Here is a 21,022-nt window from a genome sequence, read left to right as displayed (position 1 = left end):
CGACGAGCTACCAGACTGCTCCATCCCGCGCCGGCCATTCTACTGATTGATGAGGACGTGTCAACCGATAGTTTTTAAGAATCAACAACTTGCGCAGAAAACCGATCGGCGGAAACGAAAAAGGCCACTCGATTGAGTGGCCTTTTTCTGTATCTGGTTGCGGGAGCAGGATTTGAACCTACGACCTTCGGGTTATGAGCCCGACGAGCTACCAGACTGCTCCATCCCGCGCCGGCCATTCTACTCGCCCATGCACTCCTGTCAACCGCCGGTAGGGGAAAACCCCGCACCGTCAACTGTTTAGCGTCACGGCGATGATAAACTTCCGCCTCCGACGCATGTCATGCGGGCTTTTATGAATTCATCCGTGCGCAAGATCATTCACGTGGATTGCGATTGCTTTTATGCCGCCATCGAAATGCGCGACGATCCGCGCCTGACGGGCAAACCCTTGGCGGTGGGCGGCTCGCCGGACAAGCGCGGCGTAGTCGCCACCTGCAATTACGAGGCGCGTGCGTACGGTATCCATTCCGCGATGCCGATGCGAACAGCGCTCAAGCTGTGTCCCGACCTGCTCGTCGTGCGCCCACGCATGGATGTCTACAAGGCTGTCTCCCGAGAAATCCACCAGATCCTGCGTGATTACACAGAGTTGATCGAGCCCTTGTCACTGGATGAGGCTTACCTGGACGTGACGGACAGCCCCTACTGTTCCGGCAGCGCCACGCGAATGGCCGCCGAGATTCGTCGGCGTGTGGCGTCGACGCTGAATATCACGGTGTCAGCTGGGGTGGCACCGAACAAGTTTCTGGCCAAGATCGCCAGCGACTGGCGCAAGCCCAACGGGTTGTTTGTCATCACGCCAAATGAGGCAGAGGATTTTGTGGCTCAGCTGCCGGTGAGCAAGCTGCACGGCGTGGGCAAGGTCACGGCAGATAAACTGGCGCGTTTAGGCATTCGCACCTGCCTGGAGCTTCGCGAGTGGGAACGCCTGACGCTGGTGCGCGAGTTCGGCAGTTTTGGCGAACGTTTATGGAGTTTGGCCCGTGGAATCGACAAGCGGCAAGTTGAGTCGGAGGGGCGGCGGCAGTCGCTCAGTGTGGAAAACACATTTGATCAGGATCTGCCCGATTTGCCGGCCTGCCAGCAAGAAATGGTCGATTTGTTCGATGAGTTGAATCGACGCCTGGCACGGCTGGATTCCAGCTATCGGCCTGGCAAGCCGTTCGTAAAGCTCAAGTTCCATGACTTCACCCAGACCACTCTTGAGCAGTCCGGTGCAGGACTTGATCTGGACAGCTATCAACAGTTACTGGCCCAGGCCCATGCACGTGGAGACAAGCCCGTGCGGCTGATCGGGCTTGGTGTGCGGCTGGTGGACTTGCGCAACGGGTTCGAGCAACTCAGCCTGTTTTAGGTCTCGGTCAACAGGCGGGTGAGACGCGGTGCCGCCCCTGGCCTGAGCAGGCGGCTGTGCGCGTTATGCATGAATCGATTTCAACGTCACAGCTGCAGGCGCATCGACAGGTCGACGGCCTTGATGTCCTTGGTCAGCGTGCCGAGGGAGATATAGTCGACGCCGGTTTCGGCCACGCTGCGCAACGTGCTGTCGGTGATTCCGCCGGACGCTTCGAGTTTGGCGCGTCCGGCATTAATGCGCACGGCCTCTCGCATGTCGTCGAAGTTAAGCTCGTCGAGCATGACAATATCGGCGCCTGCATCCAGCGCCTGCTGAAGTTCATCGAGGTTCTCCACTTCAACTTCCACGGACTTGCCGGGCGCGATCTGGCGTGCGGCATTGATGGCGTCGGCAATCCCGCCGCAGGCAGCGATATGGTTTTCCTTGATTAGAAACGCATCGAAAAGGCCGATGCGGTGATTATGGCAACCACCGCAGGTGACAGCGTATTTCTGCGCCAGGCGCAGACCGGGCAGGGTTTTGCGCGTGTCGAGCAGTTTGACCTGAGTGCCGGCAACCAGGTCTGCATAGTGGCGACAGCGAGTGGCCACGGCAGACAGCGTTTGCAAGAAGTTCAACGCGCTGCGTTCACCGCTGAGCAAGGCTCGGGCCGGTCCTTCCAAGGTAAAGAGAGTCTGGTTGGGCTCAACCCAGTCGCCGTCGGCGACCTGCCAATGCACGGCAACGCGGTCGTCGAGCTGGCGAAACACTCTATCGACCCAGGCCGTGCCGCAGATAACTGCCGCTTCGCGGGTAATAACCCGGGCGTGGGCCAGGCGTTCGGCAGGGATAAGTTGCGCAGTGAGATCGCCACTGCCGATGTCTTCGGCCAGGGCGCGACGCACATTGCTGTCGATTTCAGCGCTCAGATCGGCAAGGGTCAGATTGGGCATGGGGAACTCCTGGTTGGTCAGGCGGGGGATTATAAAGGTGCGTGCGAGACGATGCGCTAGGCATGTCGGCTGAAGTAGTCGTGCGGCCCCAGCCAAAGACTGGGGTTTGTTGATGATTGAGTGTGATCTGGGTCATGTCTGTACCGAAGCGCGCTTGTAGTTAACGTTCGGCAGTCAATAATTGTCTGTCAATTTGGCCTTATTGGCGCCGTAAGCTTGACGTCATGGATGGCGTCTCCAAGCGCTCTACTCGAAGGCAGTTCGCCAGTACCGATGCCGGAGACTCTCAATGAAAACCGAAGCCAAGGTAGTGCCGCTCGGCAAGGCGGCTGCATCATTTGCATCCGCAGTTCAGCCGCCTCGTCTGGCCCCTCCGTTGGCACGGGTGTGCGATGCCGCCTTGCCGCAACTCAAATTGGCTCTGCAATCCCTGTTCGAGAGTGCCGACGATACGCTGTTCGAGATGGCAAACCGGGCGGCCAGTAATACCGAGCAGAGCCTGTTCTTCGAGGCCATGCGTGAATTGCGCCTCAAGCGTCACGGCATAGTGCGCGACATGCTGGAGCGATTTCTCGACGGATTCACTCGTCTGAATCAATACGAGATTGGTCGGGATCCAGAGGTGGAGACGCCAGGTTACGACCATCTGGCGTTGGTACAGAATGACGAGTTGGAGGAGCGCGTCGCCGTCGACAGCATGGTGACCAAAGCCAAGGTCCGGTTGGGGATTGCCTTGAGTCACCTCACGGCCCGTTTCAATATGCTGACCAGCAAGAAGCTCGAGGAAAAGAGTCATCCTTTGGGCCCTGAGATGCTCTGCGAGGCGTTTCTCCTGTCCTGTGGCCAGGAGATGGATATCAGGGTCAAGCTGATCATTCTCAAGCTGTTCGACAAATTCTGCCTCGGCAGCCTGGACCAGCTCTATGCCGACGCGAACCAAATACTAAAAGACGCAGGTGTGCTGCCCGAATTGCAATCGGTTATGCCAAAGCGGCCCGTTAGCCGCAGCGGGGCATCCCTAGCGGAGCAAGCACAGGAACTGCCACCGATAGGTGAGATGGGGAGCGACGAAGCCTTTGGCGTGCTGCAGCAGTTACTGTCCCAGAGCCGCGGTGTCGGTCGGCCGGCTCCTGCTCAGAATGCCGACGCTCTGCCGATCACCCAACAGGATCTGATGCGCCTGCTGTCCCATCTGCAGCAAAGCGTGCCGGCTGGGGCGTTGGCTGAACAGGCGATCGATCTTCGCCAGCTAGTCGATAATCTGCTCAGTCGCGCCAGCGCGAAAAGCGGTAAGACGCGCGTGGTGGGGGAGGTGGATGACGATGTCATCAACCTGGTCGCGATGCTGTTCGAGTTCATTCTTGACGACCGTACGTTGCCGGACTCTCTCAAGGCGCTGATCGCTCGCCTGCAGATTCCCATGCTCAAGGTTGCAGTGCTGGATAAGGCGTTTTTCAGCCGCACCAGCCATCCGGCGCGACGCTTGTTGAACGAGATTGCCGCTGCTGCGCTTGGTTGGAGTGATCAGGACGACGCGCAGCGTGACAGCCTTTATCAAACCATCGAGGCCATCGTGCAGCGCCTGCTGAGTGACTTTGTCGATGATCCGCGCATTTTTGCCGAGCTGCTCGACGAGTTTACTGCCTTTATCGGCGCCCAGCGCCGCCGCAGTGAGTTGCTGGAGCAGCGCACGCGCGACGCGGAAGAAGCTCGGGCCAAAACCGAACTGGCGCGCCTGCAGGTCGAGCAGGCCTTGAACGCGAGGATGCTGGGCAAGACGTTGCCGCACATGGTGCTGCGTCTGGTGCACCAAGGTTGGAGCAAGGTGTTATTGCTCACCTGTCTTAAGCACGGAACAGACTCGCCGGCCTGGCAGGCGAACCTGGCCCGGCTGGATGAGCTGATCTGGAGTGTCACGCCGCCGGAAGGGGAGGAGGCACGCCAGCGCTTGCGTACCCTGGTACCTGAATTGCTCAGGGCCTTGCGTGCCGGGCTGGATGAGGCGGGTGTCGATTCCTTCGCCGCCCAAGAATGGTTGGGCTTGCTGGAGACGTTTTACCGGCATGGATTCAAGCGTCTTTCGCGCCAGGCGCAAGCCAATGTCATGCCTGGGAGCGTTGAGGTCGACCCTGCAGGGCAGGAGCCCGCCGAATCGGCCATGATGGCGGTCGTCGAGCAGCTTCAGTTACCGACGCCTCAGGAGCAATCTGCGGCCGTGGAGCCGGAAGTCGAGGGAAGTAATGACCCACAGGCGCTGCTTCAGGTGGACAATCTGCGCGTCGGCAGCTGGCTGGAAATCCACAAGGAAGACGGGACGAAGCTGCGTTGTAAGCTGGCGGCCTGGATCAAGCCCACCGGGAAATACATCTTCGTCAACCGCAACGGTATGAAGGTGCTGGAAAAGACCCGCAACAGCCTGGCAGCGCAATTCCAGCGCGGAGCAATACGTCTGCTTGACGATGCCTTGTTGTTCGACCGAGCGCTGGAATCGGTAATTGGCAACCTGCGGCGGCTCAAGGCTGAGTGAGCATCTGAAATAAAGCATCAGTCGGGTTTGCTTCGTAGATCACTTCCACGTGCGTTTGGCCGCGCTGCCATCGACGCTGCGCAGAAAGCGGGTACGGGCCATTGTCTTCCCCGCGGTACATTGACGCCTGCCCGGGCGCGTTATACAAACACCTCCCTGCGCCTACCATAGTAATGGTGGGCTGGCGCTGTGGACTGGAGTAGATATGAGCGCGTTTTCCCGGGCGGCTTTTTGGGTGTTGGTGTTGAGTTCGGTGGTTTTGACCCTGTCGCTTGGGGTGCGCCATGGTTTTGGCTTGTTTCTGGCGCCGATGAGTGCTGATTTCGGTTGGGGCCGCGAAGTGTTCGCCTTCGCCATCGCACTGCAGAATCTCATCTGGGGTCTGGCCCAACCCTTTACCGGCGCGCTGGCGGACCGTTACGGTGCCGGGCGAACGGTGGTGATCGGGGGCATTCTGTATGCGTCTGGCCTGGTGCTGATGGGGTTGTCCGATACCCCGTTGGGGCTGTCCATGAGCGCCGGGGTATTGATCGGCCTGGGGTTGTCGGGCACGTCCTTTTCCGTGTTGCTCGCCGCTGTGGGTCGTGCGGCTACGCCGGAAAAACGCAGCATGGCCATGGGTATCGCAGCGGCGGCCGGGTCGTTTGGCCAGTTCGCCATGTTGCCTGGCACCCTGGGGTTGATGGATTGGTTAGGCTGGTCGTCTGCGCTGTTGGCACTGGGCCTGATGATTGCCTTGCTGGTTCCGCTGGGTGCCTGCCTGCGCGAAGCGCCGGCTCCAGCAGCAACCCAATACACCCAAACCCTGGGCGAGGCGCTGCGCGAGGCGGCCGGGCATTCCGGCTTCTGGTTGCTGGCGCTGGGTTTTTTCGTGTGCGGCTTTCAGGTGGTGTTCATTGGCGTGCACCTGCCTGCCTACCTGGTGGATCAACACCTGCCGGCCTATGTCGGCACTACGGTGCTGGCGCTGGTCGGGCTGTTCAATATCTTCGGCACCTACGGCGCCGGTTGGCTGGGCGGACGTATGTCCAAGCCACGCCTGCTGGTCACGCTGTATCTGTTGCGCGGCGTGGTGATTGTCGCCTTCTTCTATACACCGCTAACCGAATGGACGGCTTACGCGTTCGGCATGGCTATGGGCTTGCTGTGGTTGTCCACCGTACCGCTGACTAATGGCACGGTGGCGACTCTGTTCGGCGTGCGCAACCTGTCAATGTTGGGTGGACTGGTCTTCCTGTTCCACCAATTGGGTTCGTTCATGGGTGGCTGGCTGGGCGGCTATGTGTATGACCGGACGGGCAGCTATGACCTGGTTTGGGAAATTTCCATTCTGCTCAGCCTGATGGCCGCATTGCTCAATTGGCCGGTGCGCGAGCAGCCGGTGGAGCGTCTGCGTGTCTCGGGGGCTTCGGCATGAACAGTTGGCGCCTGGGCATGGCTGCGCTACTGGTGGGGCTAGGCTTGCTGTTGGCGCTGGCCTGGTGGGGGTGGAGTCGCGGTGGGTTGGCGCTATTGCAGATTGGGATGGTGTGTTAGGGCGACTGCTTTATTACGGCACTGATCACAAACCTTCGGTGTGAGAATGCCAGCCACAAAAAACCGGACCACTGGGTCCGGTTTTTGTGGCTGGCGTAACGCTTAGAAGCGGTAGGTCAGCTGTGCGGCCAGGCCATGGGCAGAGTTTTCATACTCGGCGTTGTAGCCGGTCTGGTTCACTTCGCCCTTGTCTTCCTTCAGGTAGGAGTAGGCCAGGTCCAGGGTTGTATCCTGGTCGATATTCCAGCCTGCGCCGAACGACAGGATGGTGCGATCCGACACCGGGATGCGTGTGGTGCGGTGAGTGTCGTTGGTCGGCGACTCGTCGAGGGCCAAGCCGGCGCGCAGAACCCACTGCGGGTTCAACTGGTAGGCGGCGCCGACAGCGAAGCTCCAGGTGTCTTCCCATTTCAGGGGTTCTTCGCGCTTGCCAAGAATGGCGCCCGCTACGGGGTTACTGGTTTCGTTTTCGACGATCAGAGCATCCAGGCGGCTCCAGCGCGTCCAAGTAGCGCCGCCGTACAGGGTCCACTGGTCATCCAGGCGGTAGGTCACCGAGGTGTCGACGGATTCCGGGAGGGTAATGTCAACGCTGGCGTCGTATTTGCCCTCTAGCAGGGGAGCTACGGCAGCAGGCACATTACTGACTTTGGTATCGCCTTCCAGGCCGTACTTGACCTTGGAGTGATAGGTCAGGCCCCAGGTCAATTGCTCGGTCAGATCAACCAGCACGCCGAGGTTGTAGCCATAGGCGATATCGTCACCCTCGATCTCAACATCTACATCCGGGCCTGGAACTCCCAGAGCACCCGGATTCACATTGCTGGTCAGCTTCCCATAAACCCGGCTGATCACCAGGCCACCACCTACCGACACCTGATCGTTGATCTTGTAGCTGAGGGTCGGCTGCAGGTTGACCACTTCCACTTCGCTGGTCACGCCGTGGTAGCGGCCCATGTGGCCTTTTTCGTAATCGCTGATGACCGCAAAAGGCACGTACAGGCCCAGGCCGAAGTGCATCTTGTCGTTGATCGGAGTGACGTAGTAACCGAAGGGTACAGTGGCAAACGGCACCATATCGCCGTCTGTAGAGCCGGTACCGCCGGTGGCTTCGATATCCGTTTCCGCATGAATAAACGCCAGACCGCCACTCACTTCGCGACGTTCAAGCTTGGACATGCCGGCGGGGTTGCCTGCAACAGTGCTGGCATCCAAGGCTGCGGACGAGCGACCGGCGAAGGCGGTGCCCATGCCGCTGGCGCTGTGTTCGTTGATTGCCAGTCCGTTGGCCATGGCTTGGCTCGACAGTGCGCCAATGGTGATTGCCAATGTTGTTTTTATCCAGGCGTGTTTCATGGGTACTCCGGTAAGGTAAAACGAGGGGCGAAACTAGCAGGGTTTTTTACGCATCTCCAGTTGCAACCCCTCTAAATCAATGCTTTGCGACGCATCTGGAGTGGGTTAGCGATTAATGGCCTGCTTGGAATAGCGGTAAAAACTAGCCTTTTGAAGGCCGTCTGGCTGTAGCTTTTTGTAAGCGAAACGAAGGACCCACGGTTGTTTTATGACCCCTTGGCCACTGGCCTAGCCGGATCGGTGATCCATTCGCTCCAGGAGCCGGCATACAACGGGGCCAGGGGAAAGCCCGCCAAGCTGAGGGCGAACAGGTTATGGCAGGCCGTCACGCCGGAGCCGCAATAGGCGACCAGGTGCCGGGGATCTCGCCCGGCAAGCAACTGTTCGAAGCGCTGGCGTAGCTGTTCGGCAGGGCGGAAGTGGCCGTCACTGCTCAGGTTGTCGCTAAACGTGGCGCATTGCGCACCGGGGATATGCCCGGCGACTGGATCCAGCGGCTCTACCTCTCCGCGAAAGCGCGGCAGGGCGCGAGCATCCAGCAGCGTCAGGTCGGCGGCGCCAAGGCGTTGTTGCAGCTCTGCGGCGTTAACCACCAAACGCTCATCCGGCTGACCCGCGAAATCACCCGGGGATGGTACTGGCACTTTTTCGGTAATTGGCAGGCCCGCGGCTTGCCAGGCCTTGAAGCCACCATTCAGCACAAACACGTTATCGCGTTTGCCCAGCCAGGCCAGCAGCCACCAGGCGCGGGTGGCGAAAGCGGTGGGGCCGTCATCGTAGAGCACCAGAGTGCTGTCGTTGCGCACGCCCCAGGCGCGCAGGCGCTCGATCATTTGTCCGGGGGCGGGTAGGGGATGGCGGCCGGTCACGCCTGGCTGGACCGGCCCGGACAGGTCGGTTTCCAGATCGGCGAAGCGGGCACCGGGTATGTGGCCCTGTGCATAGGCGTTGCGGCCATAGGCGGGATCGTCCAGGGCGAAGCGGCAGTCGAGGATGACCAGGCGCGGCTCATCGAGACGCTTGGCCAGTTCCTGGGACGTGAATAGCTGTGCATGAGACATGAGCGGGATACCTGTGTCGTGGACATAAGTACGGACATCTTAAGCCGAGAGATTTCTGCTCCAGTGTATGTCGCCTACTACCCATGCCTGAAGATGTTGGGAGAGCTCATGTCCAGCCTGCATTCCATCAGTGAAAGTGCCACCCTGGCCCGGCGCCTCGGTGTGATTAGCGGGACGGTGCTGGTCACCGCCTGGTTCTGTTGTCTGATTATGATCCGCGCGGCGTGCGGGCGTTTACGTCGGGGCCAGGTTGATGAATATGCCCGGCAATGGTCGCGCCTGTTGTTGCGTCTGGTGCGCATGCGCCTCGATGTTCAGGGAGGGCTGCCGGACTTCAACGATGGGCGGCGCTATATCATCCTGTGCAACCATTCCAGCCATTACGACATACCCGCCACCTTTGCCAGCCTGCCGGGGTCGATTCGCATGCTGGCGAAAAAGGAGCTGTTTGCCATTCCGCTGTTCGGCGCCGCCTTGCGTAGCGGGGAATTCCCTTCCATAGACCGGCGCAATCATCAGCAGGCAGTCAAGGATCTGCAGCAGGCACAACGCATGCTGGAAAGCGGCATCGTCCTCTGGGCCGCTCCCGAAGGCACCCGGTCTCCCGATGGGCAATTGCAGCCGTTCAAGAAAGGCTGCTTCCACCTGGCGCTGGAGACCAACGCCGTGATTGTGCCGTTGGCCATTCGCGGCATCCACGCGGTTTTGCCGGCGCGCAGCTGGCGGATGAATTTGGGATTGCCGGTTGAGCTGCAAGTCGGCGAGCCTCTGGATGCCAGCCGCTACAGCGTCGAGCAGCTACCCGAACTGATGAACGAAACTCGCGCCCGGCTGCAGGCCATGCTTGACCAGCCGGTCGAGCAGGCCCAGGACATGGCAGACCCGCAACTGGGACTGGCCGGATGAGCTTCTGAAATATCACCTTGAGGCAGGAAGCCATCGAAGGTTGTGATGGCCCTCTGCGGCGAAGAGCGGGACCAGTTGATCGGTCGGTGCAATGTCGGCGACTGGGGATATACTGCGCGCCTGAACCGAGGAGAGCCGTGTGCCCATCGATATTCACTGGATCCGTGACGACGCCAGCCTGGCGCAACACTGCGCTGCCTGGCGCACCCAGCCCTTCGTGGCGCTTGATACCGAATTCATGCGGGTCGATACCTTCTATCCGAAGGCCGGCCTGATACAGGTTAGTACTGGGCAGGGCGCCTATCTGATCGACCCTCTACTGATCCGCGACTGGTCAGCCTTTGCCTTGCTGCTGGATGATCCTGCGGTGATCAAGGTATTGCACGCGTGCAGCGAAGACCTTGAAGTCTTCCAGCGCCTGACCGGTACGCTGCCTGCCCCGTTGTATGACACCCAACTGGCTGCGGGCTATTTGGGGATCGGGTTTTCCATGGGCTATTCGCGACTGGTCCAGGACGTGCTGAACATCGAACTGCCCAAGGGTGAAACCCGCTCCGACTGGCTGCAGCGTCCGCTCACCGAATTGCAGGTGGCCTATGCCGCCGAGGATACCCAGCATCTGGCCGAGGTTTATAAACGTCTCGATGCCCGGCTCAGCGATGAAAAGCGTGCCTGGCTGCTGGAGGACGGCGCGGAACTGGTTGCCAACCTGCGGCGCGAAATCGACCCGGACGAACTGTACCGCGAGGGCAAGCTGGCCTGGAAACTGTCGCGCCAACAATTAGCCGTATACCGCGTGCTGTACGCCTGGCGCGAGCGCGAGGCCAAGCGTCGCGACGTGCCGCGCAACCGCATCGTGCGTGAGCATTCCCTGTGGCCCTTGGCGCGCTTTCAGCCCACCGATCTCGGTGCATTGATGCGTATTGAGGAAATGCATCCGCGTACCGTGCGCCAGGACGGTGAAACATTGCTTGCGTTGATCCGCGATGCTGCTGCAACGCCACAGGAGCAGTGGCCTGCACCGGTGCCGGAACCGCTGCCGCTGGAAGCCAGTGCACTGCTGAAGAAACTGCGCGCGGTGGGCCAAGCTGAGGCGCAGCGCCTGCACATGGCGCCAGAACTGATGCTGCGCAAGAAATCACTGGAAGCCCTACTGAAAACCGGCTTCCCCAACGGGCCTTATCAACTGCCCGATAACCTGCGTGGCTGGCGCCGTGAACGCATGGGCCAAGCCCTGCTTGATACCTTGGCTGCCAGTGGAGAGTCCGCATGAAATGCATTTGCTCCATCTACAGAAGCTCGCGCAAGCGCGAGATGTATCTCTATGTGCAAAAGAGTGAAGCGCTGAGTCGCGTGCCGGAAGGGCTGATGGCCGTGTTCGGCACACCGCAGCTGGCTTTTGAAATGGTGCTCACGCCGCAGCGGCAACTGGCTCGGGAAGATATCCATAAGGTTTTGGAGAACCTCCAAACCCAGGGCTACCACCTGCAGATGCCGCCAGTGGACGATGAAGACGACTACATCCAACACCTGCCGGAAGAGCTGCTGCGCATGAGCGATCCGCTGTAAGGCGGCGAATGGCCGCTTGGTTTTTTGAATGGAGGTAGGGGCCAGCTTGCTGGGCGATCCGTTGCAATAACGTATTCCAATCCCGGCAAGCTGAACTGTAGGAACGCGTCTTACCCAGTGCCGACAGGGTGTGGCAAGCAGGCCGGCAGTCACCTGTGCTTGGCGGGATCGAGCAGCGGGACTAGACTAGCGCGCCCTGATTCCTGCCCGTGATGCCATGGCCGCCAAAGTCCAACCCTTCTGGAAACGCAAGACCCTCGATCAACTCGATCAGGAAGAATGGGAGTCGCTGTGTGATGGCTGCGGCCTGTGCTGCCTGCAAAAACTCGAAGATGAGGATGACGGCAGCGTCTATTACACGCGTATCGCCTGCAAACTGCTGGATCTGAAGACCTGCCAGTGCAGCAATTACACCCAGCGCCGTCAGCATGTCCCGGATTGCATTCAGCTCACACCTGCCCAAGCAGACCAATTCAAATGGCTGCCGCCCACCTGTGCCTACCGTCTGGTCGCCGAAGGCAAAGACTTGCTGCCCTGGCACCACTTGGTTTGTGGGGATCCCGATGCGGTCCACCAGGCCGGTATCTCCCAATCCGGCAAGATGCTCAGTGAAAACAGCGTGGCCGCTGATGACTGGGAAGACTATCTGATTTTCCGCGCCGGTTGAGTTCCCGGGGATAGATCGGCTCTACTACCGGTCTTTATTCATCTGTCGCCCTGGAGCCGTCACGATGATTTCCCGTACCTCGCTGCTGTGTGTTCTGTTGATCTGTGCTGCCCCCGTGTGGGCCGCGAAAAAAACCGACCTCGATTACCGGGTGCGCTTTCTGCCCGGCAGCGACCAGGCTGAGGTCAGCCTGCACCTGGAAAGAGGCCAGGCGGTACGCGAACTGGATTTCAACCTGGGTGCCGACGGCCGTTATAGCGATTTCAAGGCGGACGGTGATTGGCAGGTAGAGAAAGACGGCGAGGCGGAACGGGGCAAGTGGTCTCCTGCCCAAGGTAAAGCGACGCTCAGTTACCGGGTGCGCATCAGTCATCAGCGTGATTCCGGCAGCTATGACGCGCGTATGACCGAAGACTGGGTGCTGCTGCGCGGAGATGACTTGGTCCCTCCGGCGCGGCTGGCGTTGCGCGATAACATGGAGTTGGTGTCCCGCCTGCAATTCGACTTGCCTGATGGCTGGAAAAGTGTGGAAACCGGCTGGCCAAGGGTCGGCACGCACCGTTTTCGCATCGACAATCCGTCGCGGCACTTCGATCGTCCAACCGGCTGGATCCTCGCAGGCAAGATTGGCACCCGCCGCGCACGTCTGGGCATGACCGATGTCACCGTGGCGGCGCCGTTGGGTGAGGGCATGCGACGCATGGACATGCTCACCGTGCTGACCTTTATCTGGCCGCAAGCACAGACGATTTTTCAGCGCGATCCGGCCAAGGTGCTGATCGTCGGGGCCGGTGAGCCTATGTGGCGCGGGGGGCTGTCCGGGCCGCATTCGCTGTTCATGCACGCGGACCGCCCTGTGGTCAGCGAAAACGGTACCAGCTCTTTATTGCATGAGCTGGTGCATGTGCTCGGCCGCATTGGTGACCATGACCGCAGTGACTGGATCAGTGAAGGAGTGGCCGAGTATTACGCCATTGAATTGCTGCGTCGTTCCGGAGGGATGACCGAGGAGCGCTACCAGCAGGTGCGCAAGCATCTGAGCAATTGGAGTCGTGACATTAAGACCCTGCGGGGCGAGAGCTCAAGCGGGCCGGTGACCGCGCGCGCTGTGCTGCTGCTGCAGGATCTGGATCAGGAAATTCGCAAGCGTACCGAAGGACGGCGTACGCTGGATGATGTCACCCGGGGCCTGATGCGCCTGGATACCGCCAGCACCGAAGATTTCATTGCGATCAGCGAAAACGTCATGGGTGGCCCTTCGAAAGTATTGGATACGCGCTTGCTGCGCTGATCAAGCGTGACCCGCCTCGCGTTCTGGGCATTCCGGCTGGAATTGCAGGTGGAGGGGACTACTTTCGTAGCGAGCGGCGTCAGCCGTCATCTCTAGGACTTGATAATTACAAGGATTTAATACCAATGCGCAAGCTGCTCCCGACCTTCTTCTTCGCCGTTCTGGCATCCACTTCCGTCGCAGTATCGGCGGCTGAATCGGCGAAGCCGGTGACTGCCAAACCCGTTGCCACCCAACAGGTCGCCGGTGGCAAGATCAATCTCAATACCGCCGATGCGGCCACCCTGGAACGTGAACTGAAAGGTATCGGTGCGGGCAAGGCGCAAGCCATCGTGGCCTATCGTGAGGCTCACGGCCCGTTCGCCTCGGTGGATGAGTTGCTCGAAGTAAAGGGGATTGGTGCCGCAACCCTGGAAAAGAACCTGGAAAAATTGTCCCTCCAGTAATCCGGCTCGATGGAAATAACGCCATGTCTCCCTGCGGGACATGGCGTTTTTTTATACTTCGAAGAAAGATGTTGGCCGCCTGCCGTGACGGAGTCCGCTGGTTTGAGCCGTTTATCAGGGCCGTTGCGGCAGGCATGCACGCTGCAATTAAACTGCCGCAGCGGTGTAGCCTGCCTCGCGGACGAATCCGCTCGTACATCGATCAAGGTATTTTTGATTGGGCTGCGGCAGCGTACCCCATGTTGAGCAGCACCTCGGCGATGCCCATGCCAACCGCTACAGCGTGCCGCGCAGGGCGCGTTCGAACAGTAGGCGGTATTCATCGGCGCTGAAGGCGATCGGGTTGGTGCCAGCCGAAGGGTCGGCGGCGGCCATCTGGCCGAGTAGCTCGCTGTGACGGTCATCGATACCGAGTTCTCGCAAGCTGTGCGGAATGCCGATCTCGGCCCGCAATGCCAGAATCCATTCCAGCACACCGGCAAAACCTGGCCAAGGCAGTTTCAGGTGTCGGGCCAGGCGCTCCATGTGCCCTTTGATCGCACCTTGGTTGGCCTGCAATACATAAGGCATCAAGACCGCGTTGAGCAGCCCGTGATGAGCGTCGTACAACGCGCCCAGCGGATGGGCCAGTGCATGCATGGCACCCAGCCCGCGCTGGAACGCGGTGGCGCCCATGGTCGAGGCGACCATCATTTGCAGGCGTGCCTCGATATCGTCGCCCCGTGCCACGGCACGCGGCAGATAGTCGTGCACCAGGCGCATGCCTTCCAAGGCGATGCCTTCGGCCATCGGGTGGAACAGCGGCGAGCAAAACGCTTCCAGACTGTGCGACAGGGCGTCCATACCGGTTGCCGCGGTGATTTTTGCCGGCAGGCCCAGGGTCAGCTGAGGGTCCAGTATGACCAGGTCCGGCAGCATGCGCGGGTGAAAAATGATGCGCTTGACCTGTGCTTCTTCATCGGTGATTACCGAGGCGCGGCCCACTTCCGAGCCGGTGCCAGCGGTGGTCGGCACCGCCACCACCGGGGCCATGCCGGCCACGTTGACCCGCTCGCTGTTGTCACCGATGTCCTCGAAATCCCACAGCGAACGGTCCTGGCCGACCATCAGTGCGATGGCCTTGCCGGCATCCAGAGCTGAGCCGCCGCCAAAGGCGATCACGCCGTCATGCTGGCCCGCCTTGAACGCGGCCACTCCGTCGCTGATGTTCTGTCCCGTCGGGTTGCCCTTGATGGCCGAAAAGACGTCGATCTGCAGCCCCGCCGAGCGGCAAGAAATCACGGTTTGTTCAATCATCGGCAGTGCTGCCAGCCCCGGATCGGTAACCAGCAGCGGGGCATTCATGCCCAACTGCTTGCATGCCTGCGGCAGCTCGCCGATCCGTCCCGCGCCAACACGGATGGCAGTGGGGTAATTCCAGTTCATCTGGTAACGCTTCAGGTCCATTGAGCGCCTCATAACTGCGTCTTGAAGTGAAAAGATTTGGGGCGAGTCAGGTGGTCATAGCCCAGCGTCGACAGCGTGCAGCCGCGCCCGGAATTCTTCACGCCGGTCCAGGCCAGCGCCGGGTCGAGGTAGTCGCAACGGTTGAGAAAGACCGTGCCGGTGTCCAGACGATCCGCCAGGGCCAGTGCAGTGGTCTCATCGCGGCTGAAGATTGCTGCGGTCAGGCCAAATTCGCTGTCGTTCATCAACGCGACGGCTTCATCGTCGTCGCGCACTTTCTGGATGCCGACCACGGGACCAAAGGATTCTTCGGTCATCACCCGCATGGCATGGTTCACGCCGGTCAGCACCTGCGGAGCAAGATAGGCCGAACCGGGCTGGTCGAGGGGGAAATCGGCCGGGTCGATGTGCGTTTTTGCGCCTTTGGCCACGGCCTCGGCGATCTGCTCACGCACGAAGTCCGCCGCGGCAGGGCGCACCAGCGGTCCCAGGGTGGTTTTGGCGCTGTCGGGACGGCCGAGCCGATAATGCCGAACCAGTGCCACCGCTTGCTCGACAAATGCGTCGTAGACGGATTCGTGCACGTAAATGCGCTCAATGGCGCAGCACGACTGCCCTGAATTGAAAAAGGCGCCGTCTATGGTGGTCTCCACCGCATGCCGCAGGTCCGCATCGGCACGCACGTAGGCCGGGTCCTTGCCGCCCAGTTCCAGCCCGCTATTAATGAAGCGTCCGGCCGCCGCGTGCTCCACCATCGCGCCGCCGGCCTCCGAGCCGGTAAACGCCACATGCCGCACCGCCGGGGCGCGGATCAACTGTTCGGTGTCTTCATGGCTCAGGTGCAGGTATTGAAAGACGCCCGCCGGCAGACCTGCTTCGGCAAAGGCTTCCACCATGCGTTCGGCGCACAGCGGGGTTTGCGTCGAGTGCTTGAGCAGCACAGTGTTGCCGGCCAGCAGCGCTGGCACCACGCTGTTCACCGCCGTCAGATAGGGATAGTTCCAGGGAGCGATTACCAGCACCACGCCCAGCGGCTCGCGACGGATGAAACGGATAAAACCGGGCTTTGCGGGCAGATGAATATCAGCCAGTGCCTGCTCGGCAATATCCGCCATGTGGCTGGCGCGCTCGACGAAACCGTTGATTTCGCCCGCGGCGTAGCGGATCGGCCGCCCCATCATCCAGCACAGTTCTTCTGCCAGTTGGGTTTCCTTGGCGCTGAACAGGCTGATCGCCTCACGGGTCAGGGCGATGCGTTGGGCCAGCGGTGTGCTTTTCCAGTCCTGTTGTGCCCGCTCGGAGCGGGCCACAGCGTCGGCAATCTGTGTGCTGGTGGCCAGGGGGCGTTCGACGTAGACGGAGCCGTCAATAGGGGAAATGCACTGCAATGAGTTCATGCTCGGCCTCCACAAGGCGCGTTGTGAGGTGGTCTGCATCTGCTCAGATGATCTCGAAGTAGCGATCCAGTTCCCAATCGCTGACATGCCGGCGGAACTCGCGTTCCTCCCATTCGCGGGTGGCGGCGAAATGATCGACGAACGCGTCGCCAAACAGGTCGCGCGCCGCGCTGGAGGCTCTCAGGCGTTGTGCCGCCTCCCACAGCGTAGTTGGCAGGGCCAATTCGGGCGGATGTTGCATGGCATAGGCGTTGCCGCTGATCGGGGGGGCGAGTTGCCACTGGTTGAGGATGCCGTACAAACCAGAACCCAGTACGGCAGCCAGGGCCAGATAAGGGTTGGCATCGGCCGCGCCGAGGCGGTATTCGACCCGTTGCGCCTTGTCGCTGCCGGGAATCACCCGCAGCGCGGTGGTGCGATTTTCTACCCCCCAGGTGGCATCGGTGGGCGCCCAGTAACCGGGCACCAGGCGCCGATAGCTGTTCACGGTGGGGGCCAGCAGGCACAGCAGTTCGGGCATCAGGCGTTGCTGGCCGGCGACGAACTGACGCTGCAGCTCACTCATGCCGTAGGCATCGGCGGGATCATGAAAGGCTGATTTCCCGGAGGCGCGCTCGCGCAGCGACATATGGATGTGCCCACTCTGGCCCGGCATGTCGGCGGACCATTTGGCCATGAACGTGGCCATCAATCCTTTGCGCTGTGCCAGTACCTTCATGAACGTCTTGAACAGCGCGGCCTTGTCGGCGGCTTCGGTGATGCGATCCACGGTAATTGCCGCCTCGATCACGCCCGGGCCGGTTTCCGAATGCAGGGTTTCCAGGGGGAAATCCATGTCTTCGCACAGCTCGAGGATCTCGTGGTACAGCTCGGCATGCACCGAGTTGCGCAGGGTCGAATACCCAAACCAGTCAGGGCTCAGGTTCTTCAGGTTGCGAAACCCCTTGGCGCGAACCGAATGCGGGGTTTCGTCGAACAGAAAAAACTCATACTCCAGGGCGGCGAGTGGATCGAAGCCCATCGCCTTGCAGCGCTGAACAACGCGCAGCAGCGTGCCGCGCGGACAGATCGCCTCGGCCTGCTGGTCGAACTCGGCGATGAACAACAGCATGCCGTTCTCGAATGGGATTTCCCGGCAGCTGTGCGGCACGATACGCACCGGCGCATCCGGGTAGGCGGTGTGCCAGCCGGTGTACTGCACGTTGTCGTACAGCTGGTCCTTCACATCCCAGCCAAGCACCACATCGCAAAAGCCGCTGCCATGTTCCAGCGCAGAGAAGAATTTGCTGCGGTTGATGTATTTGCCGCGCATCACCCCGTCAATATCGAACACGCCGACCTTCACATGGGTGAGGCCGCGCTCCTCGACGATGCGCCTGGCGTCCTCAATGGTCTTTACGTCCCTTGGATTGAGCATGAACCCCCCGTCAATCTCTCGTTATGGCTAGCGTGTCGTTGTCTGTTCCGGTGGCAGGGTATGGCGGTTGTCAGCGGTAGGGTGCGCCTGCCTTGGCCATCAGCGCGTTGTATTGTTTGAAAATCTCCACGACCCTGGCGCAACGCGGGCTGGTCTTGGCGATTTCGTCCCAAAACTTTTGCGCCTCGTTCTCCACGGTTTGCCATTGCTCGGCGGGAATCGAGGTCAGCTCCAGTTTGCTGCCTTCCACGCGCAGCTTGGCCTCGCCGCCCCAGTACCAGTGCTGGCGGTAGTAGTGGGAGCTGTCCATGCACAGCTTGAACAGGGTTTTGAGGTGCTCGGGTACCTCGTTCCACTTGTCCGAATTGGCGAAGTAGGAACCGATCCAGGCGCCGGAAATGTTGTTGGTCAGGAAATACTTGGTGACGTTGGCCCAGCCGACCGTGTAGTCCTCGGTAATCCCCGACCAGGCGATACCGTCCAACTCACGGGTCTGCAGTGCCACCTCGACGTCTTCCCACGGCAAGGTCACCGGGATCACCCCGAAGCGGGTGAGAAACTTGCCGGCAGTGGGGAAAGTGAAAATGCGCTTGCCCTTGAGGTCGTCAAGACTGCGTATCGGCTCGACGGTGGCGAAGTTGCACGGGTCCCAGGCGCCGCTGCCAAGCCAGGTGACGCCCTTTACTTCGCCGTAGGCCTCGGCCCAGATCTCGTTGAGACCGTACTGGTGAAATAGCGCTGGTACGTCCAGGCTGTGGCGGGTAGCAAACGGGAAGTAGCCACCGAACACCGAGATGTCCACCGGTGCGGCAATCGAGTCGTCATCGCTTTGCACTGCATCGATGGTGCCCCGCTGCATGGCGCGAAACAGCTCGCCGGTCGGCACCAACTGATCGGCGTAGTACAGCTTGATTTCCATGGCGCCGTTGGCCGCCTGGTTGAAGGCGTCGATGGACGGCTTGATCACGTGTTCACCCAACGCTGGGCCTGCGTAGGTTTGCAAGCGCCAGGTGATTTTCTTCGGCTCTTGGGCATAGATATGGGCTGAACCCAGGGCGGCGGTGCCGGTAGCCACGGCGGCGCCGGTCAGGAAACTGCGTCTTGTACTCATACCGTTCTCTCCAGGAAAGTCGATTCAGATTCATACAGCGCATGTGTCCCGATTCGTTCGGGGCGTGACGGCGTTACCGCTCGGTTGACGCGATTCATCCCGTTGCGGCCCCGTAATAGGATTGCGGCAGCCACAGGGCGATTTGCGGAAAGATCATCACCAGTGCCAGGGCGAGGATCATGACCAGTACGAAGGGGAAGACTGAAATATAGATGTCCCGCAAGCTCACCTCGGGCGGCGCCATGGCGCGCATCAAGAACAAGTTGTAGCCGAACGGCGGGGTGATGTAGGCGATCTGGCAGGTGATGGTGTATAGGATGCCGTACCAGATCAGATCGAAACCCAGGCTGCCCACCAAGGGGATGTACAGCGGTGCGACAATGACCAGCATGGCGGTGTCGTCAAGGAACATGCCCATGACGATGAAGGACAGCTGCATAAGGATGAGGACCTCCCACGGGCTCAGGCTCAGGCGGTCGAGGAACAGCATCTCGATAGCCTGCACCGCGCCGAGTCCGTCAAATACCGCACCGAAGCACAGCGCGGCGAGGATGATCCACATAAACATGCAGGTGATGCCGAGGCTCTTGCGCAGGGTGTTTTCCATGACCTCGCGAGTCAGTCGGCCCTTGACCAGCGCGGTGAAGGTGGCCGCGAGGGCGCCCACTGCCGAGCTCTCCACCAGGCTGGTGTAACCAAGCAGGAACAGACCGGTCATGCAAAAGAAGATGAACAGCGGGGCGATGCCCGCTTTGAGCAGTAATAATTTTTCGCGGCGACTGATCGTTTGACGTTCGACCATTGGCATGGCCGGGCCGAGGCTTGGGTTGCGCCAGCAGCGAATTACCACATACAGGGCGAACAGCGTCGCCATCAGCAAGCCAGGGAATACCCCCGCCAGCCATAGTTGGCTGACAGGCTGGCGAGCGATCATGCCGTAGAGCACCAGCACGACGCTGGGGGGAATCAGGATGCCCAGCGAACTGCCGGCCTGGATGACTCCGGTGACCATGATCTTGTTGTAGCCGCGGCGAAGCAGTTCCGGCAGGGCAATGCTGGCGCCGATAGCCATTCCGGCCACGCTCAGACCGTTCATGGCGGAAATGGCCACCATCAGGCCAATGGTACCGAGGGCCAAGCCACCGGGAAGAGGGCCCATCCAGACGTGGAACATGCGGTACAGGTCTTCGGCCAGGCCGGATTCGGAGAGCATGTAGCCCATGAACACGAACAGCGGCAGGGTCAGCAGCGGGTACCACTTCATCAGTTTCATCGCCGCGCTGAAGGCCATTTCCGAGCCGCCCTGGCCCCACAGCAGAAACGCCGCGCAGACGGCCACGAAGCCGATGGCGCCGAATACTCGCTTGCCGGTTAACAGCAGCAGCATCATCGAAGAGAACATCAGCAGGGCGATGTATTCGTAGCCCATTTACAAGGTCTCTCCGCGTGCGGCAGCGAGGTCCTTGAAGAAGATCGCCAGGACTTGCAGCAGCATCATGGCGATGCCGATGCACATGATGATTTTGATCGGCGCCATGCGCGGTGACCAAGCCGAGTAGCTGGTCTCGTTGTATTCCAGTGCGTAGTGAACCGACGAAATCCCGCCATAGAGCAGGAACACCAGGTAGAACAGCAGGAAACCCACCGTGCACAGATCGACAATGGCGCGGGTTTTTGGTGTCCAACGGCTGTAGAACAGGTCCATGCGCACGTGGTCGTCGAGCTGCAGGGAGTAGGCGCCGCCCAGCAGAAAGTACGCAACCATCAGGAATTGGGCGACCTCCAGGGTCCAGATTGCGGGGTCGGCGAAGGTCTTGCTGAAGATGGAATAGAACAGCACGCCGAGAATGGCGAAGATGAGGTACATGGCGAAGCGGCCGATGACCCGGTTCATGGTATCGACCGTGCGGACGAAGATCCTTATCGTCTGGCGCATCTTG

The 21,022-nt window shown here is 60.5% G+C and carries 19 protein-coding genes and 1 tRNA gene; 10 read left to right on the top strand and 10 right to left on the bottom strand.

The genetic code is table 11. The features are described from left to right. Nucleotides 1-154: 154 nt before the first annotated feature. Nucleotides 155-231, bottom strand: a tRNA-Met gene (locus ACTV8E_RS11455). Between the two features lie 136 nt (nucleotides 232-367). Between ACTV8E_RS11455 and dinB the strand changes: the two genes are divergently transcribed. Continuing rightward, entirely contained in the window at nucleotides 368-1,417 is a 1,050-nt protein-coding gene (dinB, locus tag ACTV8E_RS11450) for a DNA polymerase IV (RefSeq protein WP_443199584.1), read from the top strand. An 86-nt stretch (nucleotides 1,418-1,503) separates the two neighbouring features. On the opposite strand, the gene nadC is transcribed toward dinB, so the two are convergent. After that, a complete protein-coding gene (nadC, locus tag ACTV8E_RS11445) occupies nucleotides 1,504-2,352 on the bottom strand; it encodes a carboxylating nicotinate-nucleotide diphosphorylase (protein ID WP_443199576.1) in 849 nt (282 codons plus the stop codon). A 289-nt stretch (nucleotides 2,353-2,641) separates the two neighbouring features. Here nadC and ACTV8E_RS11440 point away from each other — a divergent pair, with 289 nt between their 5' ends. The 3 genes from ACTV8E_RS11440 (at nucleotide 2,642) to ACTV8E_RS11430 (ending at nucleotide 6,415) form a co-directional block, all read left to right on the top strand. Further along, the gene (locus ACTV8E_RS11440) at nucleotides 2,642-4,879 is read left to right on the top strand and encodes a DUF1631 domain-containing protein (protein WP_443199575.1); all 2,238 of its coding nucleotides are present in this window, start codon (nucleotides 2,642-2,644) and stop codon (nucleotides 4,877-4,879) included. A gap of 205 nt (nucleotides 4,880-5,084) precedes the next feature. Further along, a complete protein-coding gene (locus ACTV8E_RS11435; protein WP_251835160.1) occupies nucleotides 5,085-6,296 on the top strand; it encodes an MFS transporter in 1,212 nt (403 codons plus the stop codon). Next, the gene (locus ACTV8E_RS11430; RefSeq protein WP_273537120.1) at nucleotides 6,293-6,415 is read left to right on the top strand and encodes a hypothetical protein; all 123 of its coding nucleotides are present in this window, start codon (nucleotides 6,293-6,295) and stop codon (nucleotides 6,413-6,415) included. The genes ACTV8E_RS11435 and ACTV8E_RS11430 overlap by 4 nt, the downstream gene beginning before the upstream one ends. Nucleotides 6,416-6,517: 102 nt before the next feature. Here the strand turns inward: ACTV8E_RS11430 and ACTV8E_RS11425 are convergent, their stop codons facing one another. Beyond that, nucleotides 6,518-7,771: an OmpP1/FadL family transporter gene (locus ACTV8E_RS11425; RefSeq protein ID WP_251835161.1), complete on the bottom strand. Its 1,254-nt coding sequence runs from the start codon at nucleotides 7,769-7,771 to the stop codon at nucleotides 6,518-6,520. Between the two features lie 206 nt (nucleotides 7,772-7,977). Further along, a complete protein-coding gene (locus tag ACTV8E_RS11420) occupies nucleotides 7,978-8,832 on the bottom strand; it encodes a sulfurtransferase (protein WP_443199574.1) in 855 nt (284 codons plus the stop codon). Nucleotides 8,833-8,940: 108 nt separating this feature from the next. On the opposite strand from ACTV8E_RS11420, the gene ACTV8E_RS11415 reads away from it, so the two are divergent. The 6 genes from ACTV8E_RS11415 (at nucleotide 8,941) to ACTV8E_RS11390 (ending at nucleotide 13,711) form a co-directional block, all read left to right on the top strand. Further along, a complete protein-coding gene (locus ACTV8E_RS11415; RefSeq protein ID WP_443199573.1) occupies nucleotides 8,941-9,738 on the top strand; it encodes a lysophospholipid acyltransferase family protein in 798 nt (265 codons plus the stop codon). Between the two features lie 139 nt (nucleotides 9,739-9,877). Further along, nucleotides 9,878-11,011 (top strand): ribonuclease D, encoded by a 1,134-nt coding sequence (rnd, locus tag ACTV8E_RS11410; RefSeq protein WP_443199572.1) that lies wholly within the window; start codon nucleotides 9,878-9,880, stop codon nucleotides 11,009-11,011. After that, nucleotides 11,008-11,307, top strand: a complete 300-nt coding sequence (locus ACTV8E_RS11405) for a YcgL domain-containing protein (protein ID WP_251835165.1) — start codon at nucleotides 11,008-11,010, stop codon at nucleotides 11,305-11,307. The genes rnd and ACTV8E_RS11405 overlap by 4 nt, the downstream gene beginning before the upstream one ends. A gap of 217 nt (nucleotides 11,308-11,524) precedes the next feature. Next, nucleotides 11,525-11,974 (top strand): YcgN family cysteine cluster protein, encoded by a 450-nt coding sequence (locus ACTV8E_RS11400; protein ID WP_251835166.1) that lies wholly within the window; start codon nucleotides 11,525-11,527, stop codon nucleotides 11,972-11,974. Nucleotides 11,975-12,038: 64 nt separating this feature from the next. Beyond that, on the top strand, nucleotides 12,039-13,265 hold the full coding sequence (locus ACTV8E_RS11395; RefSeq protein WP_251835167.1) for a hypothetical protein: 1,227 nt from the start codon (nucleotides 12,039-12,041) through the stop codon (nucleotides 13,263-13,265). Between the two features lie 125 nt (nucleotides 13,266-13,390). Then, on the top strand, nucleotides 13,391-13,711 hold the full coding sequence (locus tag ACTV8E_RS11390; RefSeq protein WP_273537128.1) for a ComEA family DNA-binding protein: 321 nt from the start codon (nucleotides 13,391-13,393) through the stop codon (nucleotides 13,709-13,711). 276 nt (nucleotides 13,712-13,987) lie between these two features. Here the strand turns inward: ACTV8E_RS11390 and ACTV8E_RS11385 are convergent, their stop codons facing one another. The 6 genes from ACTV8E_RS11385 to ACTV8E_RS11360 all read right to left on the bottom strand — a co-directional run bounded on the left by ACTV8E_RS11385 (nucleotide 13,988) and on the right by ACTV8E_RS11360 (nucleotide 21,018). Beyond that, a complete protein-coding gene (locus ACTV8E_RS11385) occupies nucleotides 13,988-15,157 on the bottom strand; it encodes an iron-containing alcohol dehydrogenase (protein ID WP_443199571.1) in 1,170 nt (389 codons plus the stop codon). An 8-nt stretch (nucleotides 15,158-15,165) separates the two neighbouring features. Then, on the bottom strand, nucleotides 15,166-16,554 hold the full coding sequence (locus tag ACTV8E_RS11380) for an aldehyde dehydrogenase family protein (RefSeq protein WP_443199570.1): 1,389 nt from the start codon (nucleotides 16,552-16,554) through the stop codon (nucleotides 15,166-15,168). A gap of 43 nt (nucleotides 16,555-16,597) precedes the next feature. After that, complete coding sequence (locus ACTV8E_RS11375; protein ID WP_273537132.1) at nucleotides 16,598-17,971, bottom strand: glutamine synthetase family protein; 1,374 nt, start codon at nucleotides 17,969-17,971, stop codon at nucleotides 16,598-16,600. Nucleotides 17,972-18,041: 70 nt separating this feature from the next. Beyond that, a complete protein-coding gene (locus ACTV8E_RS11370; RefSeq protein ID WP_251835172.1) occupies nucleotides 18,042-19,082 on the bottom strand; it encodes a TRAP transporter substrate-binding protein in 1,041 nt (346 codons plus the stop codon). A gap of 94 nt (nucleotides 19,083-19,176) precedes the next feature. After that, on the bottom strand, nucleotides 19,177-20,511 hold the full coding sequence (locus tag ACTV8E_RS11365) for a TRAP transporter large permease (RefSeq protein WP_251835173.1): 1,335 nt from the start codon (nucleotides 20,509-20,511) through the stop codon (nucleotides 19,177-19,179). After that, nucleotides 20,512-21,018: a TRAP transporter small permease subunit gene (locus tag ACTV8E_RS11360; protein WP_251835174.1), complete on the bottom strand. Its 507-nt coding sequence runs from the start codon at nucleotides 21,016-21,018 to the stop codon at nucleotides 20,512-20,514. Nucleotides 21,019-21,022: the final 4 nt, after the last annotated feature.

The organism is Pseudomonas sp. B392_1p (assembly GCF_052245235.1).
GTDB lineage: Bacteria > Pseudomonadota > Gammaproteobacteria > Pseudomonadales > Pseudomonadaceae > Serpens > Serpens gallinarum.
The sequence above is the reverse complement of the archived record's forward strand: the minus strand, read 5'-3'. Positions and strand labels throughout refer to the sequence as shown.

What these genes read in the sequence shown, in the direction of transcription:
- ACTV8E_RS11425 (WP_251835161.1), bottom strand. Translation starts at nt 7,771, where the DNA reads ATGAAACACGCCTGGATAAAAACAACATTGGCAATCACCATTGGCGCA.
- ACTV8E_RS11370 (WP_251835172.1), bottom strand. Translation starts at nt 19,082, where the DNA reads ATGAGTACAAGACGCAGTTTCCTGACCGGCGCCGCCGTGGCTACCGGC.
- ACTV8E_RS11435 (WP_251835160.1), top strand. Translation starts at nt 5,085, where the DNA reads ATGAGCGCGTTTTCCCGGGCGGCTTTTTGGGTGTTGGTGTTGAGTTCG.
- ACTV8E_RS11380 (WP_443199570.1), bottom strand. Translation starts at nt 16,554, where the DNA reads ATGAACTCATTGCAGTGCATTTCCCCTATTGACGGCTCCGTCTACGTC.
- ACTV8E_RS11420 (WP_443199574.1), bottom strand. Translation starts at nt 8,832, where the DNA reads ATGTCTCATGCACAGCTATTCACGTCCCAGGAACTGGCCAAGCGTCTC.
- ACTV8E_RS11430 (WP_273537120.1), top strand. Translation starts at nt 6,293, where the DNA reads ATGAACAGTTGGCGCCTGGGCATGGCTGCGCTACTGGTGGGGCTAGGC.
- nadC (WP_443199576.1), bottom strand. Translation starts at nt 2,352, where the DNA reads ATGCCCAATCTGACCCTTGCCGATCTGAGCGCTGAAATCGACAGCAAT.
- ACTV8E_RS11440 (WP_443199575.1), top strand. Translation starts at nt 2,642, where the DNA reads ATGAAAACCGAAGCCAAGGTAGTGCCGCTCGGCAAGGCGGCTGCATCA.
- ACTV8E_RS11360 (WP_251835174.1), bottom strand. Translation starts at nt 21,018, where the DNA reads ATGCGCCAGACGATAAGGATCTTCGTCCGCACGGTCGATACCATGAAC.
- ACTV8E_RS11385 (WP_443199571.1), bottom strand. Translation starts at nt 15,157, where the DNA reads ATGGACCTGAAGCGTTACCAGATGAACTGGAATTACCCCACTGCCATC.
- ACTV8E_RS11395 (WP_251835167.1), top strand. Translation starts at nt 12,039, where the DNA reads ATGATTTCCCGTACCTCGCTGCTGTGTGTTCTGTTGATCTGTGCTGCC.
- ACTV8E_RS11375 (WP_273537132.1), bottom strand. Translation starts at nt 17,971, where the DNA reads ATGCTCAATCCAAGGGACGTAAAGACCATTGAGGACGCCAGGCGCATC.
- ACTV8E_RS11405 (WP_251835165.1), top strand. Translation starts at nt 11,008, where the DNA reads ATGAAATGCATTTGCTCCATCTACAGAAGCTCGCGCAAGCGCGAGATG.
- ACTV8E_RS11415 (WP_443199573.1), top strand. Translation starts at nt 8,941, where the DNA reads ATGTCCAGCCTGCATTCCATCAGTGAAAGTGCCACCCTGGCCCGGCGC.
- ACTV8E_RS11365 (WP_251835173.1), bottom strand. Translation starts at nt 20,511, where the DNA reads ATGGGCTACGAATACATCGCCCTGCTGATGTTCTCTTCGATGATGCTG.
- ACTV8E_RS11400 (WP_251835166.1), top strand. Translation starts at nt 11,525, where the DNA reads ATGGCCGCCAAAGTCCAACCCTTCTGGAAACGCAAGACCCTCGATCAA.
- ACTV8E_RS11390 (WP_273537128.1), top strand. Translation starts at nt 13,391, where the DNA reads ATGCGCAAGCTGCTCCCGACCTTCTTCTTCGCCGTTCTGGCATCCACT.